Here is a 24902-nt window from a genome sequence, read left to right on the forward strand (position 1 = left end):
TACGAAACATAATCTTAGAAAAGTCTAGCTTCTTTGGCAGCTTCAAAACTATTTACAGCAAACTCAAATGGATCTCCAACGTTTTCCCAATGCATATACATTAACCGTGGTTTCTCAAATAGCCAGTGATTATGGAAAGCAGTTACGATAAGACCTCTTCTTTGTAAGGCAGACATCAAAGCATTAGCTTCTTTTTGAAGGAGTACCGTTTCCCCAAGGTTAAGGGTGTTTCCTCTTACATTGTTTTCAAAGGAAAGAGCAAATGGAAGGGCTAAAGGGGACTCGGTGTGCCGACCTAAAATCGTAGCATTAATATTTCGCAGCCGCTGAACAACGCATGCTGGGGTTGAGGCGATGACCACACCTCCGATAATGTCGGCTAATTGTTGGCATGTTGAGGTCTTCTTTCCCCCATCAGAATGCCGGTGGCCATTTCTTTTTGCAGGACGCCATACACCTTGTGGACCTGATCCCATTTCATTATGAAATTCATTTCCTGACAAATCTATCACCTCCTTATCCATTGTTCACTTAACATTGTATTCAGGATTAATGGACAAGTATGGATTATTGACTCACGACAAAAATCTTTTTTTTTAAATCATTTTTGAGTAATGGTGTTTCTTTAAATTAGATTCTGTTAACTTCTTTTAGCCAATAGGAAAGAGGCGCAAAGTTGTTGCATCAATCCAAGTGAATAACAAAAAAATCCTATTCCATTTCAACATGTTGCTATATTCAGGTATTTCTATTAGGAAGAAATAGCTTTTGTTTGATCATTTATGGTGAATAAGATGGAAATTCTATTAAATTGCGAAGTGTCAAAAAATAAGCTATCTTTTTAAAGATGAAAAATAAACTTATTAAAAAAATTATTGACTTATCTTCTTGAATCAATATATAATGTGAAAAATAATAATTATACGTTCGGCATTGAAAGGAACACGAGTAATGTGTGATCTCCCTGTTCAAGAGAGCTGGTGGTGGTGCAAATCAGTACAAAGATCAACATGAATTACAATCCTGGAGCTTCTTTTTCGAAGCAAAGAGTAGTCTTTGTGAAGGGAAAGACGGTCAAATGATCGTTAACAAAATCGAGAGGTGAACAAGTACGTTCACAACTAGGGTGGTACCGCGACAAGTTCGTCCCTACTGGAAAACCAGTAGGGACTTTTTTATTATCAAAATTTAATACGAAGCAAGGCAAAGAAAGGAAACAAGTAGTGGATGATCTCCCTGTTCAAGAGAGCTGATGGTGGTGCGAATCAGTACAAAGATCAACATGAATTACAATCCTGGAGCTTCTTTTTCGAAGCAAAGAGTAGTCTTTGTGAAGGGAAAGACGGTCAAATGATCGTTAACAAAATCGAGAGGTGAACAAGTACGTTCACAACTAGGGTGGTACCGCGACAAGTCGTCCCTACTGGAAAACCAGTAGGGACTTTTTTATTATCAAAATTTAATACGAAGCAAGGTAAAGAAAGGAAACAAGTAGTGGATGATCTCCCTGTTCAAGAGAGCTGATGGTGGTGCGAATCAGTACAAAGATCAACATGAATTACAATCCTGGAGCTTCTTTTTCGAAGCAAAGAGTAGTCTTTGTGAAGGGAAAGACGGTCGTACGATCGTTAACAAAATCGAGAGGTGAACAAGTATGTTCACAACTAGGGTGGTACCGCGACAAGTTCGTCCCTACTGGAAAACCAGTAGGGACTTTTTTAATTTCAATAACTAAATAAGAGGCAAGCAAAGAAAGGAAGCAAGTAGTGGATGATCTCCCTGTTCAAGAGAGCTGATGGTGGTGCAAATCAGTACAAAGATCAACATGAATTACATTCCTGGAGCTTCTTTTTCGTAGCAAAGAGAAATCTTTGTGAAGGGAAAGACGGTCGTATGATCGTTAACAAAATTGAGAGGTGAACAGGTTTGTTCACAACTAGGGTGGTACCGCGACAAGTTCGTCCCTACTGGAAAAACCAGTAGGGGTTTTTTTATTTTTATAACCATTCAAATCAATTCAAAGGAGGTGATGTAATCAAGTATATACTTAGGTTCCAATAAAAATTTTTACTTAAAAATCACGAATATTCATTATAAATATCAGGAGGAAAGAATATGACAACGAATAAATTAACGCAATTACGCAACAAAATTGATGAGATTAACTTAGAAATTTTAAATCTATTAAACGAAAGAGCAGAGGTCGTCCAGGAAATTGGAGAGGAAAAGAAGAAACAAGGTGTTACTCGTTTTGATCCTGTTCGTGAACGAGAATCACTTGACTTAATTATTAAACATCACCACGGACATTTCAAAACATCAACCATTCAACATATTTTTAAGGAAATATTTAAAGCAAGCTTAGAGCTTCAAGAAGACAATAGTCGAAAAGTATTGCTAGTGTCCCGGAAAGCGCATCCTGAAAATACCATAGTTGAAATTAATGGTGAAACAATTGGTGATGGAAAACAAAGATTTATTATGGGACCATGTGCGGTTGAAAGCTATGAACAAGTAAGAGAGGTCGCCATTGCTATGAAAGAGCAAGGCTTAAGTATCATGCGTGGTGGTGCATTTAAGCCACGGACATCACCTTATGACTTCCAAGGTTTAGGGGTAGAAGGTCTGAAGATTTTAAGAGAAGTTGGAAATGAATTAGGAATGTCGATTGTTAGTGAAATTGTTTCACCTAATGATGTAGAGCTTTCACTAGACTACGTAGATGTCATTCAAGTTGGGGCTCGCAATATGCAAAACTTCGATTTACTTAAAACAGTTGGAAAAGTGAATAAACCCATACTTTTAAAACGAGGACTTTCTGCAACGATTGAAGAGTTCATCCATGCAGCAGAGTACATCATTTCACAAGGAAATAATCAAATCATTCTATGTGAGCGTGGGATTCGCACTTATGAAAAAGCGACAAGAAATACGCTGGATATTTCGGCCGTGCCTATTTTGAAAAAAGAAACCCATCTCCCAGTCGTAGTCGATGTGACACATTCGACTGGAAGACGAGATTTACTGCTTCCTACTGCGAAAGCGGCGTTGGCCATTGGTGCCGATGCAATTATGGCGGAAGTACATCCAGATCCAGCAGTGGCACTATCAGATGCAGCACAGCAAATGGATATACCGCAGTTTAATGAGTTTATCCAGGAATTAAAAACGTTACAAGAAAAATTAGCGTAAAAGCATGTTAAAAAATAGATTAGTAGATCCCTGCGGTTCAGCAGGGATGAAAGGAGGATTACGACATGAGATATATTACAGCAGGTGAATCACATGGTCCGCAACTGACAACGATTATCGAGGGGATACCCGCGGGGATGCCTTTAACTACAGAGGATATTAATCATGAACTCGCCCGCCGCCAAAAAGGTTACGGACGTGGAAGAAGGATGCAAATTGAAACTGATATGGTCAATATCACTGGTGGTGTTCGCCATGGATTCACATTAGGATCACCGTTATCCCTTGTCGTCGAAAATAAGGATTGGAAGCATTGGACAAAAATCATGGGAATTGATCCTTTAATTTTGGAAAATCTAGAAGAAGTGAAAAGAAAGGTAACGAGACCAAGACCAGGTCATGCTGATTTAGTTGGTGGGATTAAGTACGGACATCGCGATATGAGAAATGTTCTAGAGCGTTCCTCAGCACGAGAGACAACGGTTAGGGTTGCAGCAGGAGCAGTTGCTAAAAAACTCCTTACCCTGCTTGGAATTGAAGTTGCCGGACATGTTTTAGAAATTGGTGGAGTGAGAGCAAATCAACCACAATATGAAAATATTCAAGAATTACAGCAAAAAACTGAAGAATCACCCGTTCGCTGCTTTGATGAACAAGTGGAAAAACAAATGATAGAGGCTATTGAACAAGCGAAAGCGAATGGCGATTCAATTGGAGGTATTGTAGAGGTCATAGTAGAAGGCATGCCGATTGGTGTAGGGAGCTATGTTCAATATGATCGGAAGTTGGATGCGAAAATTGCCCAAGCAATATTAAGTATTAATGCCTTTAAGGGTGTTGAGTTTGGCCTAGGCTTTGGGATGGCGAGATTACCAGGCAGTGAAGTGCATGATGAAATTATCTGGAATGAGGATGAAGGATATGTTCGTTCGACTAATAGATTAGGAGGCTTTGAGGGAGGAATGACTACAGGTATGCCGATTGTTGTGAGAGGGGTAATGAAGCCGATTCCTACTCTATATAAACCGTTGAAAAGTGTTGATATAGATACAAAAGAGTCATTTTCAGCAAGTATCGAACGCTCCGATAGCTGTGCAGTTCCAGCCGCAAGTGTCGTGGCAGAAGCGGTTGTTGCTTGGGAGCTAGCCGCTGCGATAACCGAACAATTTTGCAGTGATCGTTATGAGTTATTGAAGCAATCCATTGAAGATCACAGAGTATATGCTAAGGGATTTTAACATGGATGTCATTCATGTTTCGACCGCATCGAAAAACTATCATGTTTATTTAGGAAGAGAAATCCTCGGGAATTTAAAGGATCATTTAACCGAGTTTTCAAAGCTATGGATTATCACTAATACGGATTTAAAGGAATTGCATCTCGACACACTTACGAACCATCTTCCTAATATAGATACCCATATTTATATAGCTCCCAACGGTGAGAATGCAAAAACATTTGAGATTTATCAAGATTGTATTTCATTTGGAATGAATCACGGGATGGATCGTCATTCGGTTGTTTTAGCTTTTGGCGGTGGGGCAATTGGTGATTTAGCAGGGTTTGTTTCCGCCACTTATATGAGGGGCATTGCTTTCATTCAGCTTCCTACCACTATTTTGGCTCATGACAGTGCGGTCGGAGGCAAGGTAGGGATTAATCATCCATTGGGAAAAAATATGGTTGGCGCTTTTAAGCAGCCAGATCTAGTTATCTATGATACTCAATTTTTAGCAACATTATCCATTCGGGAAAAAAGAAGTGGATTTGCGGAAATCATTAAGCATGCCATTATTTCAGATCCATTATTTTTACAGGAATTGATAACTGAAATAAAATCACTCGAAGATCTTACTGCATTTCCTTTACAAAGATATTTAAAAAAAGGCATTGAAACCAAGGCAAATATTGTGAAACAGGATGAAGTGGAAAAAGATATTCGCTCCTATTTAAATTTCGGTCATACCCTCGCCCATGCCTTAGAAGCGGAAGCTGGGTTTGGTGAATTAACTCATGGTGAAGCTGTCTTGATAGGAATCGTTTATGCATTGAACCTAAGTATGCAAATCTATCCATTTGCTTTTCCTTATGAAAGCTTTATCAGTTGGCTAGAGGAATTGGGGTATGAGTGGAAAATTCCTGAGAATTGTTCATTTGAGGCAATCTTGGAGTGGATGGTTCGAGATAAAAAATCTATTAGAAATGAACCTGTATTTGTTTTGCTGCAGGATTTAGTAAGACCCGTTAGGCAAAAAGTTAATCAAGAGTTACTCAGAAAAACTTTTTTAGATTTACAAGTTAACAATAAGGAGTGTAGTCAAAATGAAATGGAAAGAACAAATGCATCAACTACATGCATATCAACCCGGTAAATCAATTGCTGAAGTGAAGACTCATCATACGCGACATTCGATTATCAAATTAGCTTCAAATGAGAATCCATATGGTTATTCACTAAAAGTAGATCCTGCATTAAAAGAATTTGGCGGTACATTAAATATTTACCCAGATGGAAAAGCTAGCAAACTAAGAGCAGACACCGCCTCACTTTTAGAGGTTAATCCGAATCAATTGATTTTTACAAATGGAACGGATGAATTAATCCAAATCATTTCAAGGTCTTTAATACAACCTGGGAAAAATACAGTAATGGCTATCCCTACTTTTTCACAGTATAAGCATAATGCAGTGCTAGAGGGTGGGGAGGTTCGAGAAATCCCATTAATAGATGGGATACATGATTTGGACAGAATGCTATCAGCCATCGATGAAAATACAACCGTGGTATGGGTATGCAACCCAAATAATCCAACGGGAACTTATATTGCTATCGAGAAACTTTGGACATTTTTGAAGAAAGTTCCTAACGATGTATTTGTAGTACTGGATGAGGCTTATTTTGAATATGTGGAACAGCCAGGTAATACGATCGAATTGCTTGAGGATTTCCCTAACGTAATGATTACGAGAACGTTTTCGAAAATTTACGGGCTTGCTAGTTTACGAGTGGGATATGGAATTTCATCTGTCGACATTATTCAAAAATTAGAAGCGGCCCGCCCGCCATTTAATACAAATGTTCTTGGCCAAATGGCTGCTGCCGCGGCAATAAGCGATCAAGAATTTGTAAAGGAATGCTTTCAAAAAAATGCGGCTGAGAGGGAGAAATATTATGCTTTTTCCTTAGACAATGGGCTAAAAGTTTATCTTTCAGAGGGGAACTTTGTATTAATAGATTTTAAATGGGATGGGGACGAAGTTACAAATTTTTTATTGGAAAAGGGAATTATCGTTCGATCCGGCAAACAATTAGGATTTCCGACATGTGTGCGGATTACGATTGGTTTAGCAGAGCAAAATGAAAGAGTCAGAGAGGCAATTAAGGAATTTATAAAAGAACGCTCAATAAATGGATAGTAATGATGGAGGTTAATGATGAAAGGAAATGTATTAATTGTAGGGTTAGGATTAATCGGTGGATCACTTGCCCTTACAATAAAAAAACAGCATCCAAGTGCAAAAATTTATGGTTTAGATATTCATCAACATGAAATAGAAAAAGCAATTGAACTCAACACTATTGATGAAAAAGTGGATTCTTTACAGCAAGGAGCAGAACTTGCCGACTTAATCATTTTATCAACACCTGTATTAGAACTGAGAAAAATAATGAAACAGTTAGCAAGCATGACATTGAAAGAAAATGTCATTATTACAGATACAGGTAGTACAAAAGGGGAGATAATGGAGGCTGCTAATGAGGTGTTTAATAGAAAAGTAACCTTTATTGGCGGGCACCCGATTGCGGGCTCTCATAAAACCGGAGTAGAAAATGCCGATTTACATTTATTTGACGGTGCGTACTATATTCTTACGCCTTCCCCTGAAATCAGTAATAATAGAATAAGTGAATTAAAGAATTGGTTAGGAGGTACCAATGCACGTCTCCATATTCTCGACAAGGATGAGCATGACTATATTGTAGGCATGATTAGTCATCTTCCACATTTAATGGCTGGAGTATTGGTGAATCAAGCAAAAAAACATGCTACAAAAGAACCCCTTATCCGTCAAATGGCAGCAGGAGGATTTCGTGATATAACAAGAATTGCCTCAAGTAATCCAAGCATTTGGAGCGAAATCGTTATGGATAACCGCCGTAATTTAATGGAATTAATGGAGGATTGGATGAATGAAATTCGTAATTTAACTACTGTTCTACAGACTGGTGATGAACAAGCGATCCATCATTTTTTTGAAGGTGCAAAAGAATACCGTGATTCTTTACCAAGTCATGTTTAAAGGTTGATCAATGAATTCATTGAAATATATTAGCAGGAGTGAAACTTGTGACAGTAAAAGTGGTAAGGAAAACAAAAAATGGTCTTAATGGAACGATAGCTGTTCCTGGGGATAAATCGATTTCCCATCGAGCTATTATGTTAGGTGGAATTGCGAACGGAAAAACGGTGGTGAAAGGATTTTTGCCAGGAGATGATTGTTTGAGTACGATTTCATGTCTAAGGCAGCTTGGTGTAAACATTTTGCAGGAAGGGGATTACTTAGAAATCGATGGGAAAGGGATAAAGCATTTACGGGAGCCTGCATCTGTACTTGAGGTTGGAAATTCGGGAACAACTATCCGATTGTTATCGGGTTTACTTGCAGGTTTGCCTTTATACGCTTGCTTGCAAGGGGATTCTTCCATTGCTATACGACCGATGAATCGGATTGTTGAACCATTACGCTTAATGGGCGCGAAAATGGATGGACGTCAAGATGGTAAGTATACTCCGCTCACCATTAATGGAAGAAGCTTGCAAGCTATTAATTATACAATGCCAGTTGCCAGTGCACAGGTTAAATCGGCAATCCTACTCGCAGGCCTTCATGCAATAGGTACAACTTCTGTTACGGAGCTTCATGTCTCAAGAGATCACACTGAACGCATGCTCGAGGCATTCGGAGTAACGATACACCGAAGTGGTAAAAAAAGTAACTATTACGGGAAAGCAGAGCCTAACCGCCATTACAATTGATATACCAGGAGATATATCGTCTGCAGCATTTTTCTTAGTAGCTGGTTCTATTATTCCTAATAGTCATATTACCATTCAAAGAGTTGGAATAAATCAAACTAGAACGGGGATCATCGATGTTTTAGAGAGGATGGGGGCTTCTATTAAAATAACAGGCAAGGAGGAACAATCATTTGAGCCATTTGCCGATTTGGAAGTTAAATTTGCCCCTTTAAAAGCAACGGAAATCGCTGGTGAAATGATTCCTAGATTAATCGATGAAATTCCAATTATTGCTCTTGCAGCTACCCAAGCAGAAGGAACTACCATTATAAAGGATGCTAGTGAACTAAAAGTGAAAGAAACTAATCGTATTAATACCGTAGCTGAGGAATTAAATAGAATGGGTGCACATATTGAAACAACTGGAGATGGGTTAATTATTCATGGTAAAACCCCATTGAAAGGAGCGTACGTAAACAGCCATGGAGATCACCGTATCGGGATGATGCTCTCCATTGCAGGATGTCTTGCTGATGGAGAAACGGTTATTGAAAATAGTGAAGCAATTAAGGTGTCATATCCAACTTTTTTTGAAATACTAAGCAAGCTTCAAGAGATAAATCAAACGGTTATTGAATAGAATCTTTTTTTATTTTTTCATTTATCTAGGTCTTTAGAATTGCGCGTAAATGAGTGCATAAATCCATTAAACCTACGTATTTGCTACAGCTATTATAAGTAACTTCAAATGGTGTCCCTTCAACGCGTATCTTAATGAACTCCCGTAATCTATAATTTTATAATATAAGGAAGTTGATTACTTTACTATATATTATAAAAGTGATCTTAGGCCGTGTATAAAAGCCAGGCTCAATTGCCTGGCTTTACTATTCACAGATGAGAAAACTGCATATACATTGATTAAAAAAGTATCTATAGTCATTCGATTAAAGATGAAAACCTATTTTTTACCGTTATAAATAAAAATAATGTGAAATTTTCTATAATTACAAATATTTGTATACAATTCCATATTTACATACTATAATCCAAATAAAAAGGAAGGGAATAGAACGAAAAAGAGGATTGGACAAAGTTCAATGTATTTTCTCTATTCGCAATACTAAGTATAGTATAGTTTTTTGCATCTGTTAAAGCTCTACTGCCAGCTTTTACATCTAATAAAGGGTTTAATTTTTTATTAAAATATACAGCTCTTTTTCTAAGTGGAATGAGACTTGTCGATCCTCAACATAATTTTATTCGTTTAAAACATTACCTAAATAGCAACAATGTTTGAGAAAAGAGCCGGCTAAAAGAGCGGAAATTAAAATTTTTAACTGAACTTGTACCTTCTCTCAATCCTCAAGTCTCAATCATATTTTTTTATAAATATATGTTCACTCGAAAGGAATGAATTTGATGTCTAGAGAGCAGAGAGACAAACTTCAGTCAAAAGAACAGACAAAAAATCCAGGAGCCATACTAAACAATACTTTTGCAAGAGCACTTACTGGATCTCCAGACGGTGGTTGTTTAATAAATTTATTATCAATAGTAATGATTTTAATACTAATTTTCATTGTAAAAGCATGTACAAATTAATATAAGATTGTATGGAGGAGCACGCCCTATGCCTACGATTCAACATTGTACATATATAAAAGTAGATAGAAAAAAGATTTATGAAGTACTTACATCTGCAGACGGATGGAATGCTTGGTTTACGGATGATACAAGGCTGGATATTAGACCGGATGGAACTGGGGAAATCAAATTAAGATGGTCAAAGTTCGGAATTGATGAAAGGGATATGGAAGATGGTGGAGTAATCCTAGAGGCTATCCCGAATCAACGTTTTGTATTCCAGTGGTCCCCTGTGAAGGGAAAAACGATGGTTTCTTTTAAACTGATAGATTATAAGAATGGGACTCTAGTCCAATTAGATGAAATAGGATACGTCAATACTGAGCGTGATATTGAAGCTTGTATAGATTGTGCAATTGGTTGGGGGGAAGCATTAACTTTATTAAAAATTTACTTGGAATATGGAATAGTTATTAAAAACGATTTGTGTTGATAATCATAAAAGGATCGCACTGAATAATATTTGGAGGGTTGGTTTTGTTAAGTTATTATAACAAGCTTTCATCTGAAGTATATGATTTGGATAAGCCAATAGGTCATTCATTTGGTGATATTGAATTTTATAGTAAAAGATTAGCATCTATTAGTGGGCCAATACTAGAACCAGCAACTGGTACAGGGCGGGTTCTTATTCCTCTTTTAGAAGAAGGATTTAAGGTGGACGGATTTGATATTTCAAACGAAATGTTGACTATATGTCGTGAAAATTGTCATAAAAGAGGTTTGAATCCAAATCTATTCGAGGCTAAAATGGAAAGCTTTTCACTTAAAGCAAAATATGAGGCGATTATTATTCCCTCCGGAACATTTCTACTACTATATGAAAGAGAAAGGTCTATTCAAGCATTACATAATTTTTATCGACATCTAGTTGATGGTGGGAAATTAATCATTGATATTTTTTTACAAACTGAAATTGATTTAGGAAAAGTTTCTACAAGAACATGGACCTGTAAAAACGGAGATGTAATTACATTAGAAACAACTAATGTTGAAGTAGATTATATTAATCAGTTTCTTATTTCACATGGACGATATGAGAAATGGAGAAATGGTACACTCGTACAAACTGAATTGGAGCGGTTTCCCTTAAGGTGGTATGGAATAGAAGAATTCAGACTTTTATTAGAGCGTATTGGCTTTGAACATATTGTCGTTTCTGAAAATTATCAGTTTGGTAAATATCCGGAAAACCCTCATGTACCAGTAACTTTTGAGGCAGTAAAAAGAGAATAATTGAAAATAAGGAGAGATTTTGGCTATCAAAATCTCTTTTTGTTTTCTTCTATTTTAATGAACAATACATCGTTCCTACTATCTCGAATGGACTCTTAGTCAGTAATTTTTCATTATTTATATACGAGAATAAAGTTAATAAATTGTTTAAAAGGGTAAGATACTAAATAAGGAGTTGATGGTATGTATAAATCTCAAGAAAAGAAACTTATGTGGCTCAGCTTTATTGTAGCTGGGATCATGCTATTGTCAATTATTGGGCGAATATTCGGAGGCTAAGGAGGCTTTATGTATGGACAACGGAAATGCTGTTTATTATAGTCGTGTCTTAACTGAACTTACTTTATCGTTCCACATTATATACGCTACAATCGGTGTCGGCGTTCCGTTGATGATTATGATTGCACAGTGGGTTGGCATAAAGAAGAATGATGAGCACTATATCTTGCTTGCAAGACGTCTTGCACGTGGATTTGTTATTACAGTAGCAGTTGGTGTTGTAACTGGAACGGCTATTGGGCTTCAATTATCTCTATTATGGCCAAATTTCATGCAACTAGCAGGTAATGTGATCGCTTTGCCCCTTTTTATGGAGACATTTGCCTTTTTCTTTGAAGCTATTTTCCTAGGCATTTATTTATACACGTGGGATCGATTCGAAAATCAAAAAAAGCATTTGCTTTTACTAATCCCGGTAGCCATTGGTGCATCCATGTCTGCCGTGTTCATTACGATTGTGAATGCTTTTATGAATGCACCACAAGGGTTTGATGTAGTAAATGGTCAACTGGTAAATATTAAACCTGTTCTCGCCATGCTGAATCCAGCAATGCCAACCAAGGTAGGACATGTACTTGTTACTGCTTATATGACTTCTGCATTTGTATTAGCTGCAATTGCAGCATATAGAATATTAAAAGGTTCTGTACATATTTACTATAAAAAAGCTTTATTCTTATATATGAAATTAGGTCTAGTATTTTCGGTAGCTACTTTAGTTATAGGAGATTTTTCTGCGAAATATTTAGTGGAGTACCAACCTGAAAAACTTGCCGCTGCAGAATGGCATTTTGAAACAGAAAAAGGAGCTCCGCTAAAATTATTTGGTGTAATAAATGGGGAGGAAGTGAAATATGCCATTAAAGTTCCTTATGCTTTAAGTATATTAGCCCATACGAACCCAGTAGCTGAGGTAACAGGGTTAAATGAATTTCCAAAAGATGAAACCCCCCCTTTATATATTCATTACTTATTTGACACGATGGTTATGATTGGAACATTTATGATCGTATTTTCTGCTATATTTGTATTTGGTAAAATCAAGAAATGGAAATTTATCTCTTCAAATTGGTTTCGTTGGATAATTGTAGCCGGTGGCCCATTATCAATTATTGCTTTGGAAGCGGGCTGGTGGTTAGCAGAGGTGGGGCGTCAACCTTGGATCTTGTATAAATATATGAAGGTGGCTGATGCAGCTACAACAAGTGAACATGTTGATCTTATGCTGGTGCTCTTTTGTCTATTATATTTAGTTCTTGGAATTGGAAGTGTAGTTGTCTTACTTCGTATGTTCCGAAAAAATCCAATTGAAAAAGAAATTGCCGATCGACAAGCTGATAGGAGTGGTGCTGGATTATGAATTTAGAAATATTAGGTATATCAGTATTGTGGCTATTCTTATTTGGTTATGTCATTATTGGATCCATTGATTTCGGAGCAGGCTTTTTTAATGCATATAGTGTTCTAACGGGGCGCCAGCATATACTAACACATATTATCCAACGTTATCTATCTCCTGTTTGGGAGATAACCAATGTATTTTTGGTTTTTTTCTTCGTTGGAACTGTAGGTTTTTTTCCAAAAACGGCTTTTTACTATGGTACAACCCTACTGGTACCAGCGAGTATTGGGATTATTTTATTATCCATTCGAGGAAGTTATTATGCTTTTGAATCATATGGTTCACGGGGACATAAGGGCTACTCATTTATGTATGGTGTGGCTGGATTATTATTACCTGCTGCATTATCTGTTGTATTGACTATCTCTGAAGGCGGCTTTATATCCCTGCAAAATGGACAGCCGGTTTTAGATTATTGGGGATTGTTTACTAGTCCTTTAACATGGAGTATAGTCGTTCTTGCAATTGCAGCTGTTCTTTATATTTCAGCCGTTTTTTTAACCTGGTATGCAAATAAAGCTAATGATGTTGGAGCGACAAATTTACTTAGGAAATATGCCTTAATATGGGCCATACCTTTAGTTATTGCAGTGATTGGTATTATGGTGGAATTACGGAGGCACAATCCGGATCACTATGCACGAATGGTTGAAGTATGGTACTTATTCGTAATATCTGCAATTATGTTTGTCATTACAGTATGGCTCATTTGGCAACGTAAAAATTATGGGATGGCATTAACGTTATTAGTGGGGCAATTTGCATTTGCTTTTTTCGCTTATGGCGTATCCCATTACCCTTTTTTGCTTTACCCACACTTAACTTTGTATGATTCGTTTACGAACAAGGCGATGGCGATTGCACTGGTCATTGCTTTTATTGCAGGTTTTTGTTTGTTAATTCCTTCATTATATCTAGTTCTTAAATTATTTCTATTTGATAAGGATTATATAAGAGGAAAAGAAAATGGTCATGTATAGGGGAGGAGTCTAAATGGAAAAAATATTAATTTTCTATGCGCCATTTATTATCGTTGCTCTCTCAATTATTAGCGCGTTTATCATAGGGCTAAAAGATAGTCCTGTGAAAAATGATGAATGATTATTATTTAGTTATAAGTAATATGAATAAACTGGAACGTGCCAAAAGCCTGCATTGATAGTCCTTCAATGTAGGCTTCTTTAGGATATGGTTTGCGAATACTAATTTATCGGTATATGTAGCCTTATTTAGACTTTTGATACTGAAGAACTTTTAATAGACATGAAATAGTTGTGAGGTGACTCGTTTCATGTATTGTTGAAAAATTGAAAACCTCATTAAATGTATTTAATTTTAATGGTCCGATTTCTACCGGTGTATCCAAATGTTTAGCGAATGTGCTAGAAGCTATCTCTGAAAGATTAGAGAGTTGGTTTGATAGGTAATTGACTAGTTCATCTTTTGTTGGCGGGACCTCAGTCCAATCAGATGGCTTACTGCCCGGTTTGAAAAGTTGTGTATAGTTTTCTGGAAGGCTAGATATGTTCGGTTGGCCTAAAGAGAGAAAATAATTATGAGATAAGATAATATGTCCAATATTCCATCTTATCGAATTAGTGAAAGGTTCCGGTATAATATCGAAAAGTTCTTCAGGAATCGATTGTACCTGTTGAATGAGCGAATGACGTATTGTTACTGCAGAACTTAATAATACATTTGACATAATCATCAACCTCCGTAAATTTAAAAATTCGCGTCAAAAATAAAAGGTTATTATGACCTCTATGGTTAATCAATGCATATTATTTAATGATTATGATAAAAATTAAAATTAATTAACTTTAGAAATTTTATAATGCTCACCGAGTGTCACAGTTTACAAAACAATTAAGGGCAGGAGTTTATCTCGATTGGGCTACACTTTTCATTGTAGCAATTTTTTGTGTAGCGATTTTTATCGATCGAAAATGGAAGAAAATAAATAATAATTTTCACTTTTACAATTGCAATAAATTATACGAAAAAAAAGCCTTGTATAAAAGGGAAATTAAGAAGGATTGTAGAATGTAAGGTGAAGGTGATTAGTTATTCCATTAAATAAAGGAGTAGAATGATGAATGAAACGTTTAATCTTAAATTAAATGCATATTTACTGCTTCTAATTATTCCGATCTCTATCGTGGGATATTATTTTGCTGTCGAGAAAGAAAATTTATTTTTTGTATATGAATGGATGCTTACAGTTTTTGTCATCACATTAATGTTGTATTCTATTAAAAATGTTCTAATGATCAGAAATAGCTTAATATGGGTGGCTATTTCCATATTCGTTTTTTTAATTCAATTTGCGGTGTTCGCATTATTTTTAGGGCCACTCTCAAACTTTGCAATGATTATTGTTTACTATCTTGCTGCAATCATTTCGTTTATTGTTTATGTGATTACATTGATAAAAAGTAATAAAATGAGAATGGTACCTATCATTTTCATCTTCATCACAGGAATCTTTACTTTTTATATGGTATTTATTAATGCAATGTGGGGAAATGGTTTTTAATAGAGAATTAGTAAAAATAAGTGGTTAAATTGAAAAGCCGAAGATGGCATTTCAAAATGAACAAACTATAAGAAAACAACTTTAGTATTCGACGAGATTATGAAACTAAAATACTATTAATGAGGTTAATGAATGAATGATCAACTAAACTTTCATACTAATTTCACGAATGATCCAAATAAACGCGAAAAATTATATCCACTTTTTGAGAAGATATTTGGCATTGAAACAAGCTTGCTTGAAGATTTTTACAATAGAGGTTTATGGAATGATCAATATGTACCCTATACATACTTCGATGGTGAGCAAGCGGTTGCGAATGCATCTATATTCCCACTGGATATGCAAATAAATGGAGTACGTAAAAAATGTGTGGGTATTCAATCGGTTATGACGGACCCAGTTTATCGAGGAAGAGGGCTGATGAAAGATCTATTCAAGAAAATATTAGTAGATATTGATAAACAGTATGAATATGCTTTTTTGTTCACCGAAAGCCCATCACTTTATACTCCATTTGGATTCCATGTTGTCAAGCAATATTATTTTAAAATAGAGTATAATCATGTACCTTTTAATCCTCCACCTAAAATGAAAAATTTGAATCTATTCAATCAGGAGGATGTAAATATTTTAATGAATATCTTTCCACATAAAGAGGCTCTATCAAAGAAATTTGCTCCTCTTACATATGAACATGCACTTTATTTTAACTTTTACAGTCCAAATTTAAATCAAAAATTTTATTATATTAAGGAATTAAATACAATCATCGTATTTGAAGTAAGCAAAGGAATATGTCGAGTATTCGATATAGTAAGTGAAACGATTCCTGCAATAGAAGAATTATGTGCTTTCATACCATTTCCGTTTCACACTATTGAATTCTACTTTTCTCCTGATGTATTCAAGCTTCCGCATGTAGAGGAAATCGAATACAATACTGAAAATCATTTAATGATCAGAGGTCAGCTCCTTTTGCATGGTGAATCTTTTATGATGCCATTAACTGCTGAATTCTAAAAATTAGAAAGTATGTATGAAAGGATAAATCTGATGAAAAAAAGAGGAATATTTTTATTATTAACAATAGTCGTTTCGATTGGTTTATACACCTTCTATTCATTTGTGAATCAAGATCTAGATTATAGTAAGCTTTCAGTCGATGAATTAATGAAATTAGCACAAAAAGAGGATGCAGAGGCTCAAGTGCTATTAGGAGCTCATTTTGAACAGGGGATTAAAGTGAAGAAGAACATAAATGAAAGCCTGAAGTGGAACATAAAAAGTGCGAATAATGGCAATACAACAGCGATGGTTAATTTAGGTTATATGTATAGCAATGGAATTGGTGTCAAAAAAGATCACAAAAAGGCTTTTGAGTGGAACTTATTGGCAGCAAAAAAAGGTGATCCGAGTGCTATGTTCAATGTTGGCAAAAAATATGAATTGGGCGCAGGCGTGGAAATGAATAAGGAAAAATCTGATTATTGGTTAAATCAAGCGAGACAAAAAAGAGATCATTTTTAATAAGTCACTATTATATGAACGGCAATTTTCATATAGTTTGATTGCCTGTATAATGCCCAGATCCCTTTGTAAAGAAGGGCAGACTGGATAGAAAATATTTATGACTATGAAGATTTGTTGGTCATGTTAGATTCTTATGCTTGTTTTCCTTGTAACAATAGAGTAAAATGGGTGCGTAAAGAAGCTATAATCATCATTAACTACTAAAATGAGAAAGGAGGCAATAAGCAATGGATTCTGTTTTCGTTATGTCACAATTGGAAGAAATGGTAAAAGCACCAAGATTGTTAGGGGATTTGCTAGTAAAGGGATTAGTCTGCCCTTTTTTAAGCAAACTTCATATCGAAAACAGCTGTCGGATGCTTTTTGCTCCTTAATTGAAAATATCAATAGATTTTATGAGTTGACATGATCATAATATTTTGGACGCCAGCTGTTTAGGCGTCCTTTTTGTGTTTTTGACGATTATTTCTTTCTGGATACAAAGCTTATTAAATTATGTGATAGACGCCGATATATTCGGCGTCTTTTTTTTATGGGCTTATTTAAAGTCTTTAACGTTTTTGGATAAAGCCCTTTGGAAAACAATAATACAAGAAAGAGTGTGAAAAAATGTTACTGCAACTAAATGGGATTGATAAGTATTACTCTGGGGAGCAGATACTTTCTAATATATCGATGAAAATTGAAGCTGGTGAAAGGGTAGGGTTGGTTGGAGTCAATGGTGCGGGAAAATCAACCTTATTAAAAATCATCGCTGGAGAAATTCCTTATGATAACGGAGAAATCCACATAAAAAAGGAAACAAAAATCGGCTATCTTCGTCAAGATAGCGGTCTGCGAGATAAGCTGACCATTTGGAATGAAATGATGAGCGTTTTTGATCATTTACTTCAAGTTGAAAAAGAACTTCGTGAGCTTGAGGGCATGATGGCAAATCCAGCAAGTATGACAGATTCAAACGAGTACGAAAAAACGATGAATCGTTATGCCAACAAATCAGATTGGTTTATGCAGAATGATGGGTATGAAAAAGAAGCAAAAATTCATAGAATCTTAAACGGAATGGGTTTTAGTGATATTTCAACTAGTACACAAATAAATACGTTAAGTGGAGGGCAAAAAACAAGATTAGCATTAGCCAAAATATTACTTCAACAGCCTGATTTACTTATATTAGATGAGCCAACCAACCATCTAGATTTACAAACCTTAACATGGTTAGAGAATTATTTACATTCATTTGTAGGAACGATCCTGATCGTTTCTCATGATCGATACTTTTTAGATTCCCTTGTATCCTCCATCTATGAAATTGAGCGCACAGAAGCTCGCAGATATGTGGGTAATTATTCAAAATATGTTGAAAGTAAAGAGAAGGATCAAGAAATTCTATCGAAGAAATATGTTAAACAACAGGAAGATATAGCAAAAATGGAAAATTATATTCAACGAAACATCGTTCGGGCAACATCATCCAAAAGTGCAAAAAATAAACGAAAGCAGCTTGAACGAATTATACGAATAGATAAACCTCTTGGAGATTTAAAGAAAACAAAACTATCTTTTCCAATCGAAAAAAAATCACATAAAGAAGTAATAGATGTAAAGGACCTAGCTCTTTTTGCTGATAAAGATAATAGCTATTCTTTAATAAAGAATATTACTTTTCAAATGCATAGAGGGGATAAGGTTGCATTAATTGGACCCAATGGTATTGGAAAATCAACATTGATTAAAAAATTAGTCAATAATACACTCACAAGTGAGGAAATTAAATGGGGCAATGAAGTTAAGATTGGCTATTATGATCAAGAACAAGCTACTTTGAACTCCAGGGAGAGCATTCTTCAAGAGGTTTGGACTAAGTTTCCTCACGAAGAAGAAGCGAAAATTCGTACAATACTTGGGAATTTCTTATTTAACGGCGAAGATGTTTTTAAGAAAATTTCCGCGCTAAGTGGTGGTGAGAAAGCTCGGGTTGCACTTACTGAACTAATGCTAGAAAAGGCAAATGTACTATTACTAGATGAACCGACGAATCATTTAGATTTGTTTACTAAAGAGATATTGGAAACAGCATTATTGAATTACGAGGGTACCATATTTTTTATTTCACATGATCGATATTTTATTAATAAGGTAGCAACTAGAATCTTAGAACTTCAGCCAACAGGAGTCACTAATTACAATGGTAATTATGATGATTATATAAGAAGCAAATCTCATTCTAAAAAAGTCGAATCAATCGATTCCTCAAATAGAAAGTAAGATGGAGAGAATTCAAGTGAATTGCAGAGGTCCTCCAGTGATTCTATATCATTAGGAATCTATTTGACTATGATTAATGAGAGATTAGCAAAAAGAAAATCTTTAGTGAATAATGTTCCAAACAATTAATTTAATTACAGGAAAGAGGAATCTGAATATGTCAAATGATAATCAAGTTGCCGTCGTTACAGGAGCAGGTAGTGGTATTGGTAGAGCTACAAGCATTAAATTAGCAGGTAATGGGTATAAAGTTGTTCTTGTAGATTTTAATCCAGCGACGGGAGAAGAAACACTTAACCTAATTCGTAATGAAGGAGGAGAATGTATTTTCGTCAAAGCGGATGTTTCAAATCAAGATGATGTACAAGCCTATGTACAAAAAACTGTTGATAAATATGGCCGTATTGATGTATTTTTCAATAATGCTGGTATCATTCAAAAATTTGCACCGTTTACAACTGTTGAATTAGAGGAATATGAGAGAATTATGGATATTAATGTAAAGGGTGTATTTCTTGGTATGAAATATGTGATCCCTATAATGCTTGAACAAGGGAGGGGCTCAATTATTAATACGGCATCATCTGCAGGAATTCGTCCAGAACACAGTATTGCAGTTTATTCTGCAAGTAAGCATGCGGTTATTGGATCAACAAAGGGAGCAGCAATTGAATATGCAAATAAGGGAATTCGAATTAATGCAGTATGTCCAGGTGGAATCGTAACACCATTATTTAAAAGTGTAGGAGAAACATTAGAAAAAACAGGATATGTTCCTGAAGAAATGTCGCCAATGCGCATGGGACGTCATGGTGAACCTGATGAGGTAGCAGAAGCTGTTTTATTCCTAGCTTCTGATAAAGCTAGCTTTATGTCAGGCTCTATCGTATCAGTAGATGGTAGTTTAACTGTATAGAAAAGATCGAGGAAGATTGGTATAAAATAATGCATGTAACGTTTGTTTAAAATGACATGAAGTAACAATTAAATTTTGATTCTATCATCCCACTAGAAATTACTTCCAGTGGGATCTTCTTTGATTAAGAATCATTGAATGGCATTTTTAAATACGTTTTTAATAATTAATCATAGAAAAAAATCAAAACAATTTTGTTGTAAATATGCCTTAAATTAAAGGAAATAAACCCGTTTTTTAATAAGTATTGAAACTAAATCTATTAAAACGTATAATGAAATGATTCATCAAGGATAGACTAAGGTGGTACGTATGAAAAAAAGGTTAATAGATATTTTGTTTCTAATTGTTGGTGCATTTATATTTGCATTAGCTGTCAATCTTTTTGTAATTCCCAATGATTTAGGTGAAGGCGGAGTTACAGGGACAACGATTATACTTTATTATCTTTTTCAATGGAGTCCAGGACTGATAAACTTTGTTCTTAATTTATTATTATTGCTTGTTGGATATAAGTTTTTGAACAAAACGACAACGATTTATACGATTATTGCAGTTGTATTTAACTCCATATTCCTTCACTTAACTGAACATTGGAGAATTGATTCCAATGAACTATTTGTTAATGCCATTTTCGGAGGGATATTTGCTGAGTTGGTATCGGAATGATTATCCGAGTAGGTGGAACGACAGCTGGATCAACTATTTTAGCTCGAATTACACATAAATATCTTGGGTGGAGCATTAGTTATGGCTTGCTCTTTTTTGATTTAATTGTTGCTTTCTCTTCCTATTTTATCATTGGCGTTGAAAAACTGATGTTGACAATTATCATGCTATATATTGGCACAAAAGTGATGGAATTTGTAATTGAAGGTGTAAATCCGAAAAAGGCAGTTACCATCATTTCAAACCAACCTGATTTAATTGCCCAGCAAGTAATTACTCTTATGGACAGAGGTGTGACAGTATTTTCAGGACATGGATATTATACGAAAAATCAAAAAGATATACTCTATATTGTCATTAGTAAGCAAGAGGTAGTGAAGCTAAAAAGAATCGTAAAAAAAGTGGATTTAAATGCGTTTATTGCAATCCATGATGTCCGAGATGTATTTGGTGAAGGATTTATTGATATTTCAAAAGCATAAGGTTTATGAAAGCTGATTCGAGGAAAAATTCTTGAGTCAGTTTTTTTATTTTAATAGATGATCATTACGGTTATTTATTAAACAACATTAAACAATTAGTTTAGTATAGAATTATTCATGTCCACAAACTTGTCATTTAGAAATAGTTTGTGAATGGAGATTTTTAACAGTATAATAGAGTGAATTAATAGAATATTAAATCATTCGGAAGGGGGAAGTTGTAAGTGAATAATATTACGAAAGATAGACAATTAACACATGAAGTATCAATTGATGCGCCTTTGGATCTAGTGTGGCATGCATGGACAATTTCGAGTAGAGTTTCAGAATGGTTTGCCCCTGAGACTGTGATTGAACCTGAAATTGGTGGTGCATATGAGTTATATTTCGTGCCTGGTAATAAAGAGGGCATGAATACAAAGGGATGTAAAGTTCTTCATCTTGCTCATCAGAAGGAATTGCATTTTTCCTGGAAGGGTCCTGACCAATTTAATGAAGTGATGAATAATAATGAATTGACTGTTGTTAAAGTAAGCTTTCAAACGATTGATGAAGATAAAACTTCTGTTAAGGTTATTCATGATGGTTTCAAAGATACAAATGAATGGTCAGAGGCATTTCAATGGCATCAAATGGCTTGGGTACAGGTACTCAATAGTTTAAAGGCAGCTATCGAAAAAGGTGAAGGCGAATTGTGTTGTCAGCCTGAGTAATGTAATCAAAAAAAAATTTGATTTACTATTGACAATTCCTTTTTTAAGGATATAATTTTAATTAACAAATCGTTAATTAAAGAGAAGGGCTACCAAATGTCAAATGAAGAAGCATTAAGACAATATGATATCAAAAAATTTCGCACACCTGATGGTTATACTTCAGATATCGCTGTATTTACAATTGTTTCCAAACAACTGGCTGAATACAAACCACCCCTTATGCAATTGAAGCTTATGCTTATAAAGCGATCAAAGCTTAATGCGGAAGGACAATTAAATATTGAAGCAGAGAAGTGGGCTTTACCGGGTGGGTTTGTACAAGAGAATGAATCTGCTTTAGAGGCAGCAGGGCGTGAACTGGAAGAAGAAACAGGGGTAAAAGGTATTCACATAAAGCATTTTGGCGTGTACGATCAACCTGGAAGAGACCCGCGGGGCTGGATTATTTCGAATGCTCATTATGCAATTGTCCCTGAGCAATACTTATCTACACGTCAAGCAAATGATGATGCAGCAGAAGTAGAACTATTCTCATTAGAAGATATATCTCGAATTGAATTAGCTTTCGATCATAAACAAATAATTCAGGATGCCATAAAACAAATAACAGGCGATTTACTTCAAACAACAGTTGCCAAAAACTTTTTACCGAAGTATTTTACTTATTCTGAGCTTCAAGCTTTATTATTAACAGTAACGGACGATCCTGCAATTGCAAGTGATCAAAGCTTTGCTAGAAAAATAAAATCTCTTCCGTTTATAAAGCCAGTTATAGGTCAGAAAACACAAAGAACGTCAAAAATCCCTACTCAATTATATGAATTTATTGAAATGGATATAGTCAAACCTATTTATACAGCAAGATATTAATTTTTACAGGTGGGTTAATACAGCTTAACCCACATATTGATTTTTTTTAACATTTATAATTAACAACTTGTTAAATAAAAGGAGGCTTTTATCATGAAAAAAGCGTTAATTCAAATTGATTATACAAACGATTTTGTTTCTGAGGATGGGGCATTAACCTGTGGGAAACCAGGTCAATTAATAGAACAGGCAATTGCTGACATAACGAGTACATTTATTGTAAATAATGACTTTGTGGTCTTTGCAATTGATATTCATGAGAGAAATGATAAATATCATCCAGAGAATAAGCTTTTTCCCCCTCATAATCTTAAAGGTACAAAGGGAAGAGAATTATATGGGAAAGTAAATGAAATTTATCAACATAATAAACAAAAGAACAATGTATACTGGATGAACAAAACAAGGTATTCTGCATTTGCAGGTACTGATTTAGAAATTAAATTAAGGGAACGATGTATAACAGATCTACATTTAGTGGGAGTATGTACAGATATATGTGTCCTTCACACTGCAATCGATGCTTATAATAAAGGCTTTCAACTTACCGTCTATGAGGATTGTGTGGCCAGCTTCAACCAATTAGGTCATCAATGGGCGTTAGAACATTTCAAACATACATTAGGAGCTAATGTGATTTAATAGGAGGAATAAATATGTATAAATATAAGGATGATAGCTATGCATTACACACTGATTTGTATCAAATTAATATGGCAGAAACATATTGGAGAGATGGAATCCATTTGAAAAAATCTGTCTTTGAGGCATATTTTCGTAAAATGCCTTTTGGAAATGGCTATGCTGTATTTGCAGGCTTGGAGAAGGTCATTGATTATTTAAATCACTTCCATTTTTCAGAAACAGATATTCAATATTTAAGAGAAGAAGGTTATCAGGAAGACTTTCTCAGTTATTTAAAAACATTGCGATTCACTGGAACGATGCGAGCAATGACTGAAGGAGAGATTATATTTGCAAATGAACCATTAATTCGTATCGAGGCACCGCTTATCGAAGCTCAATTAATAGAAACGGCTATATTGAATATTGTGAACTATCAAACGCTTATAGCAACTAAAGCCTCAAGAATCAAACAAGTAATTGGTGAACAAGTAGCAATGGAATTTGGTACAAGAAGGGCGCAGGAAATGGATGCTGCTATTTGGGGAACACGAGCAGCTTATATAGGAGGATTTGAGGCAACCTCAAATGTACGAGCAGGTAAATTATTTGATATTCCTATTTCAGGAACCCATGCCCATTCTATGATTCAAGCATACCAAGATGAATATGTAGCGTTTCATAAATACGCGATGACGCATAAAGATTGTGTATTTTTAGTAGACACATACGATACCTTAAAATCGGGAGTTCCAAATGCAATTAAAGTAGCTAAAGAACTAGGTGATAAAATCAATTTTAAAGGGATTCGCTTAGACAGTGGAGATTTAGCATTTCTATCTAAAAAAGCGAGGGAAATGTTAGATAAAGCTGGCTTTAAGCAAGCAAAAATTATTGCCTCCAATGATCTTGATGAGAATACCATTATGAATCTAAAGGCACAAGGAGCAAAAATTGATATTTGGGGAATTGGAACGAAGCTTATTACCGCCTATGATCAGCCTGCATTAGGCGCTGTATATAAACTAGTCTCCATTGAAGATGAGCATAAAAATATGGTTGATACGATTAAAATTAGTGGAAATCCAGAGAAAGTCTCTACACCTGGGCTTAAGAGGGTTTATAGAATTATCAATAAAACAAATCGTAAATCCGAAGGTGACTATATTGCATTAGATCATGAGAATCCACAGGAAGAAAAGAGACTTAAAATGTTTCATCCTGTTCACACATTTATTAGTAAGTTCGTAACAAATTTCGAGGCAAGAGAGCTTCATCATTTGATTATTCAAGATGGACAATTGGTTTATGAAGCACCTTCACTTCAACAAATTCAGAAAATGGTTAAAGAAAATTTAAAACTATTATGGGATGAATATAAGCGTCCATTAAATCCAGAGGAATACCCAGTGGACTTAAGTCAAGAATGCTGGAATCATAAAATGAATAAAATTCATGAAGTGAAAGAAGAAATGAATAAACGTTTAAATATTCAGGGGGAATAATT

23 protein-coding genes, 2 pseudogenes and 4 other annotated features are annotated in these 24902 nt (G+C 35.2%); of the genes and pseudogenes, 23 read left to right on the forward strand and 2 right to left on the reverse strand.

All coding sequences use genetic code 11. The features are described from left to right. Positions 1–14: 14 nt before the first annotated feature. A complete protein-coding gene (locus I5818_RS11780) occupies positions 15–503 on the reverse strand; it encodes a DUF1259 domain-containing protein (RefSeq protein WP_244975370.1) in 489 nt (162 codons plus the stop codon). A gap of 421 nt (positions 504–924) precedes the next feature. Then, positions 925–1154: a binding site (T-box leader), on the forward strand. 43 nt (positions 1155–1197) lie between these two features. Continuing rightward, positions 1198–1425 (forward strand) — a binding site (T-box leader). Positions 1426–1468: 43 nt separating this feature from the next. After that, positions 1469–1697: a binding site (T-box leader), on the forward strand. 43 nt (positions 1698–1740) lie between these two features. Continuing rightward, positions 1741–1969, forward strand: a binding site (T-box leader). A 146-nt stretch (positions 1970–2115) separates the two neighbouring features. On the opposite strand from I5818_RS11780, the gene I5818_RS11785 reads away from it, so the two are divergent. The 12 genes and pseudogenes from I5818_RS11785 (at position 2116) to cydS (ending at position 13879) form a co-directional block, all read left to right on the forward strand. Then, entirely contained in the window at positions 2116–3192 is a 1077-nt protein-coding gene (locus tag I5818_RS11785; protein WP_078110234.1) for a bifunctional 3-deoxy-7-phosphoheptulonate synthase/chorismate mutase, read from the forward strand. A gap of 65 nt (positions 3193–3257) precedes the next feature. Further along, positions 3258–4430: a chorismate synthase gene (gene aroC, locus I5818_RS11790; RefSeq protein ID WP_078110233.1), complete on the forward strand. Its 1173-nt coding sequence runs from the start codon at positions 3258–3260 to the stop codon at positions 4428–4430. 1 nt (position 4431) lies between these two features. Beyond that, the gene (gene aroB, locus I5818_RS11795; RefSeq protein ID WP_078110232.1) at positions 4432–5565 is read left to right on the forward strand and encodes a 3-dehydroquinate synthase; all 1134 of its coding nucleotides are present in this window, start codon (positions 4432–4434) and stop codon (positions 5563–5565) included. Continuing rightward, positions 5516–6610 (forward strand): histidinol-phosphate transaminase, encoded by a 1095-nt coding sequence (hisC, locus tag I5818_RS11800; RefSeq protein WP_078110231.1) that lies wholly within the window; start codon positions 5516–5518, stop codon positions 6608–6610. Before aroB ends, hisC begins: the two co-directional genes overlap by 50 nt. A gap of 15 nt (positions 6611–6625) precedes the next feature. After that, positions 6626–7495: a prephenate dehydrogenase gene (locus I5818_RS11805; RefSeq protein WP_078110230.1), complete on the forward strand. Its 870-nt coding sequence runs from the start codon at positions 6626–6628 to the stop codon at positions 7493–7495. 47 nt (positions 7496–7542) lie between these two features. Next, a pseudogene (gene aroA / locus I5818_RS11810) lies at positions 7543–8854 on the forward strand (3-phosphoshikimate 1-carboxyvinyltransferase). Positions 8855–9636: 782 nt separating this feature from the next. Further along, the gene (locus tag I5818_RS11815) at positions 9637–9819 is read left to right on the forward strand and encodes a hypothetical protein (protein WP_071974876.1); all 183 of its coding nucleotides are present in this window, start codon (positions 9637–9639) and stop codon (positions 9817–9819) included. Between the two features lie 28 nt (positions 9820–9847). Beyond that, on the forward strand, positions 9848–10294 hold the full coding sequence (locus I5818_RS11820; RefSeq protein WP_078110437.1) for an SRPBCC family protein: 447 nt from the start codon (positions 9848–9850) through the stop codon (positions 10292–10294). Between the two features lie 44 nt (positions 10295–10338). Next, entirely contained in the window at positions 10339–11097 is a 759-nt protein-coding gene (locus tag I5818_RS11825; protein ID WP_078110438.1) for a class I SAM-dependent methyltransferase, read from the forward strand. 292 nt (positions 11098–11389) lie between these two features. Then, the gene (locus tag I5818_RS11830) at positions 11390–12736 is read left to right on the forward strand and encodes a cytochrome ubiquinol oxidase subunit I (RefSeq protein WP_071974873.1); all 1347 of its coding nucleotides are present in this window, start codon (positions 11390–11392) and stop codon (positions 12734–12736) included. Next, positions 12733–13758, forward strand: coding sequence for a cytochrome d ubiquinol oxidase subunit II (locus I5818_RS11835; protein ID WP_071974872.1), 1026 nt, complete (start codon positions 12733–12735; stop codon positions 13756–13758). Before I5818_RS11830 ends, I5818_RS11835 begins: the two co-directional genes overlap by 4 nt. A gap of 13 nt (positions 13759–13771) precedes the next feature. Beyond that, positions 13772–13879 carry a cytochrome bd oxidase small subunit CydS family protein gene (gene cydS / locus I5818_RS26435; protein ID WP_390883542.1) on the forward strand — a complete coding sequence of 36 codons (108 nt, stop codon included), beginning with the start codon at positions 13772–13774 and terminating at the stop codon, positions 13877–13879. Positions 13880–14003: 124 nt separating this feature from the next. Here the strand turns inward: cydS and I5818_RS11840 are convergent, their stop codons facing one another. Then, positions 14004–14483: a DinB family protein gene (locus I5818_RS11840; RefSeq protein ID WP_078110439.1), complete on the reverse strand. Its 480-nt coding sequence runs from the start codon at positions 14481–14483 to the stop codon at positions 14004–14006. A 387-nt stretch (positions 14484–14870) separates the two neighbouring features. On the opposite strand from I5818_RS11840, the gene I5818_RS11845 reads away from it, so the two are divergent. The 11 genes and pseudogenes from I5818_RS11845 (at position 14871) to I5818_RS11895 (ending at position 24900) form a co-directional block, all read left to right on the forward strand. Continuing rightward, positions 14871–15317 (forward strand): hypothetical protein, encoded by a 447-nt coding sequence (locus I5818_RS11845; protein WP_078110440.1) that lies wholly within the window; start codon positions 14871–14873, stop codon positions 15315–15317. A 132-nt stretch (positions 15318–15449) separates the two neighbouring features. Beyond that, positions 15450–16340: a GNAT family N-acetyltransferase gene (locus tag I5818_RS11850; RefSeq protein ID WP_078110441.1), complete on the forward strand. Its 891-nt coding sequence runs from the start codon at positions 15450–15452 to the stop codon at positions 16338–16340. 33 nt (positions 16341–16373) lie between these two features. After that, positions 16374–16847, forward strand: coding sequence for a tetratricopeptide repeat protein (locus tag I5818_RS11855; RefSeq protein ID WP_169846919.1), 474 nt, complete (start codon positions 16374–16376; stop codon positions 16845–16847). A gap of 230 nt (positions 16848–17077) precedes the next feature. Continuing rightward, entirely contained in the window at positions 17078–17224 is a 147-nt protein-coding gene (locus I5818_RS11860; protein WP_169846920.1) for a hypothetical protein, read from the forward strand. A gap of 235 nt (positions 17225–17459) precedes the next feature. Then, positions 17460–19118: an ABC-F family ATP-binding cassette domain-containing protein gene (locus tag I5818_RS11865; RefSeq protein ID WP_078110443.1), complete on the forward strand. Its 1659-nt coding sequence runs from the start codon at positions 17460–17462 to the stop codon at positions 19116–19118. Between the two features lie 157 nt (positions 19119–19275). After that, positions 19276–20034, forward strand: coding sequence for an SDR family NAD(P)-dependent oxidoreductase (locus I5818_RS11870; protein WP_078110444.1), 759 nt, complete (start codon positions 19276–19278; stop codon positions 20032–20034). Between the two features lie 312 nt (positions 20035–20346). After that, positions 20347–21185 (forward strand): annotated as a pseudogene (locus tag I5818_RS11875) (YitT family protein). A gap of 224 nt (positions 21186–21409) precedes the next feature. Then, complete coding sequence (locus tag I5818_RS11880; RefSeq protein WP_071974864.1) at positions 21410–21898, forward strand: SRPBCC family protein; 489 nt, start codon at positions 21410–21412, stop codon at positions 21896–21898. Between the two features lie 96 nt (positions 21899–21994). Beyond that, positions 21995–22771 carry an NUDIX domain-containing protein gene (locus I5818_RS11885; RefSeq protein ID WP_071974863.1) on the forward strand — a complete coding sequence of 259 codons (777 nt, stop codon included), beginning with the start codon at positions 21995–21997 and terminating at the stop codon, positions 22769–22771. Positions 22772–22864: 93 nt separating this feature from the next. Continuing rightward, positions 22865–23413 carry a cysteine hydrolase family protein gene (locus I5818_RS11890; protein WP_071974862.1) on the forward strand — a complete coding sequence of 183 codons (549 nt, stop codon included), beginning with the start codon at positions 22865–22867 and terminating at the stop codon, positions 23411–23413. A gap of 14 nt (positions 23414–23427) precedes the next feature. After that, entirely contained in the window at positions 23428–24900 is a 1473-nt protein-coding gene (locus tag I5818_RS11895; protein ID WP_071974861.1) for a nicotinate phosphoribosyltransferase, read from the forward strand. Positions 24901–24902 lie beyond the last annotated feature (2 nt).

The sequence above is a fragment of the Heyndrickxia oleronia genome (genome assembly GCF_017809215.1).
In the GTDB taxonomy this organism is placed as follows: Bacteria; Bacillota; Bacilli; order Bacillales; family Bacillaceae_C; genus Heyndrickxia; species Heyndrickxia oleronia.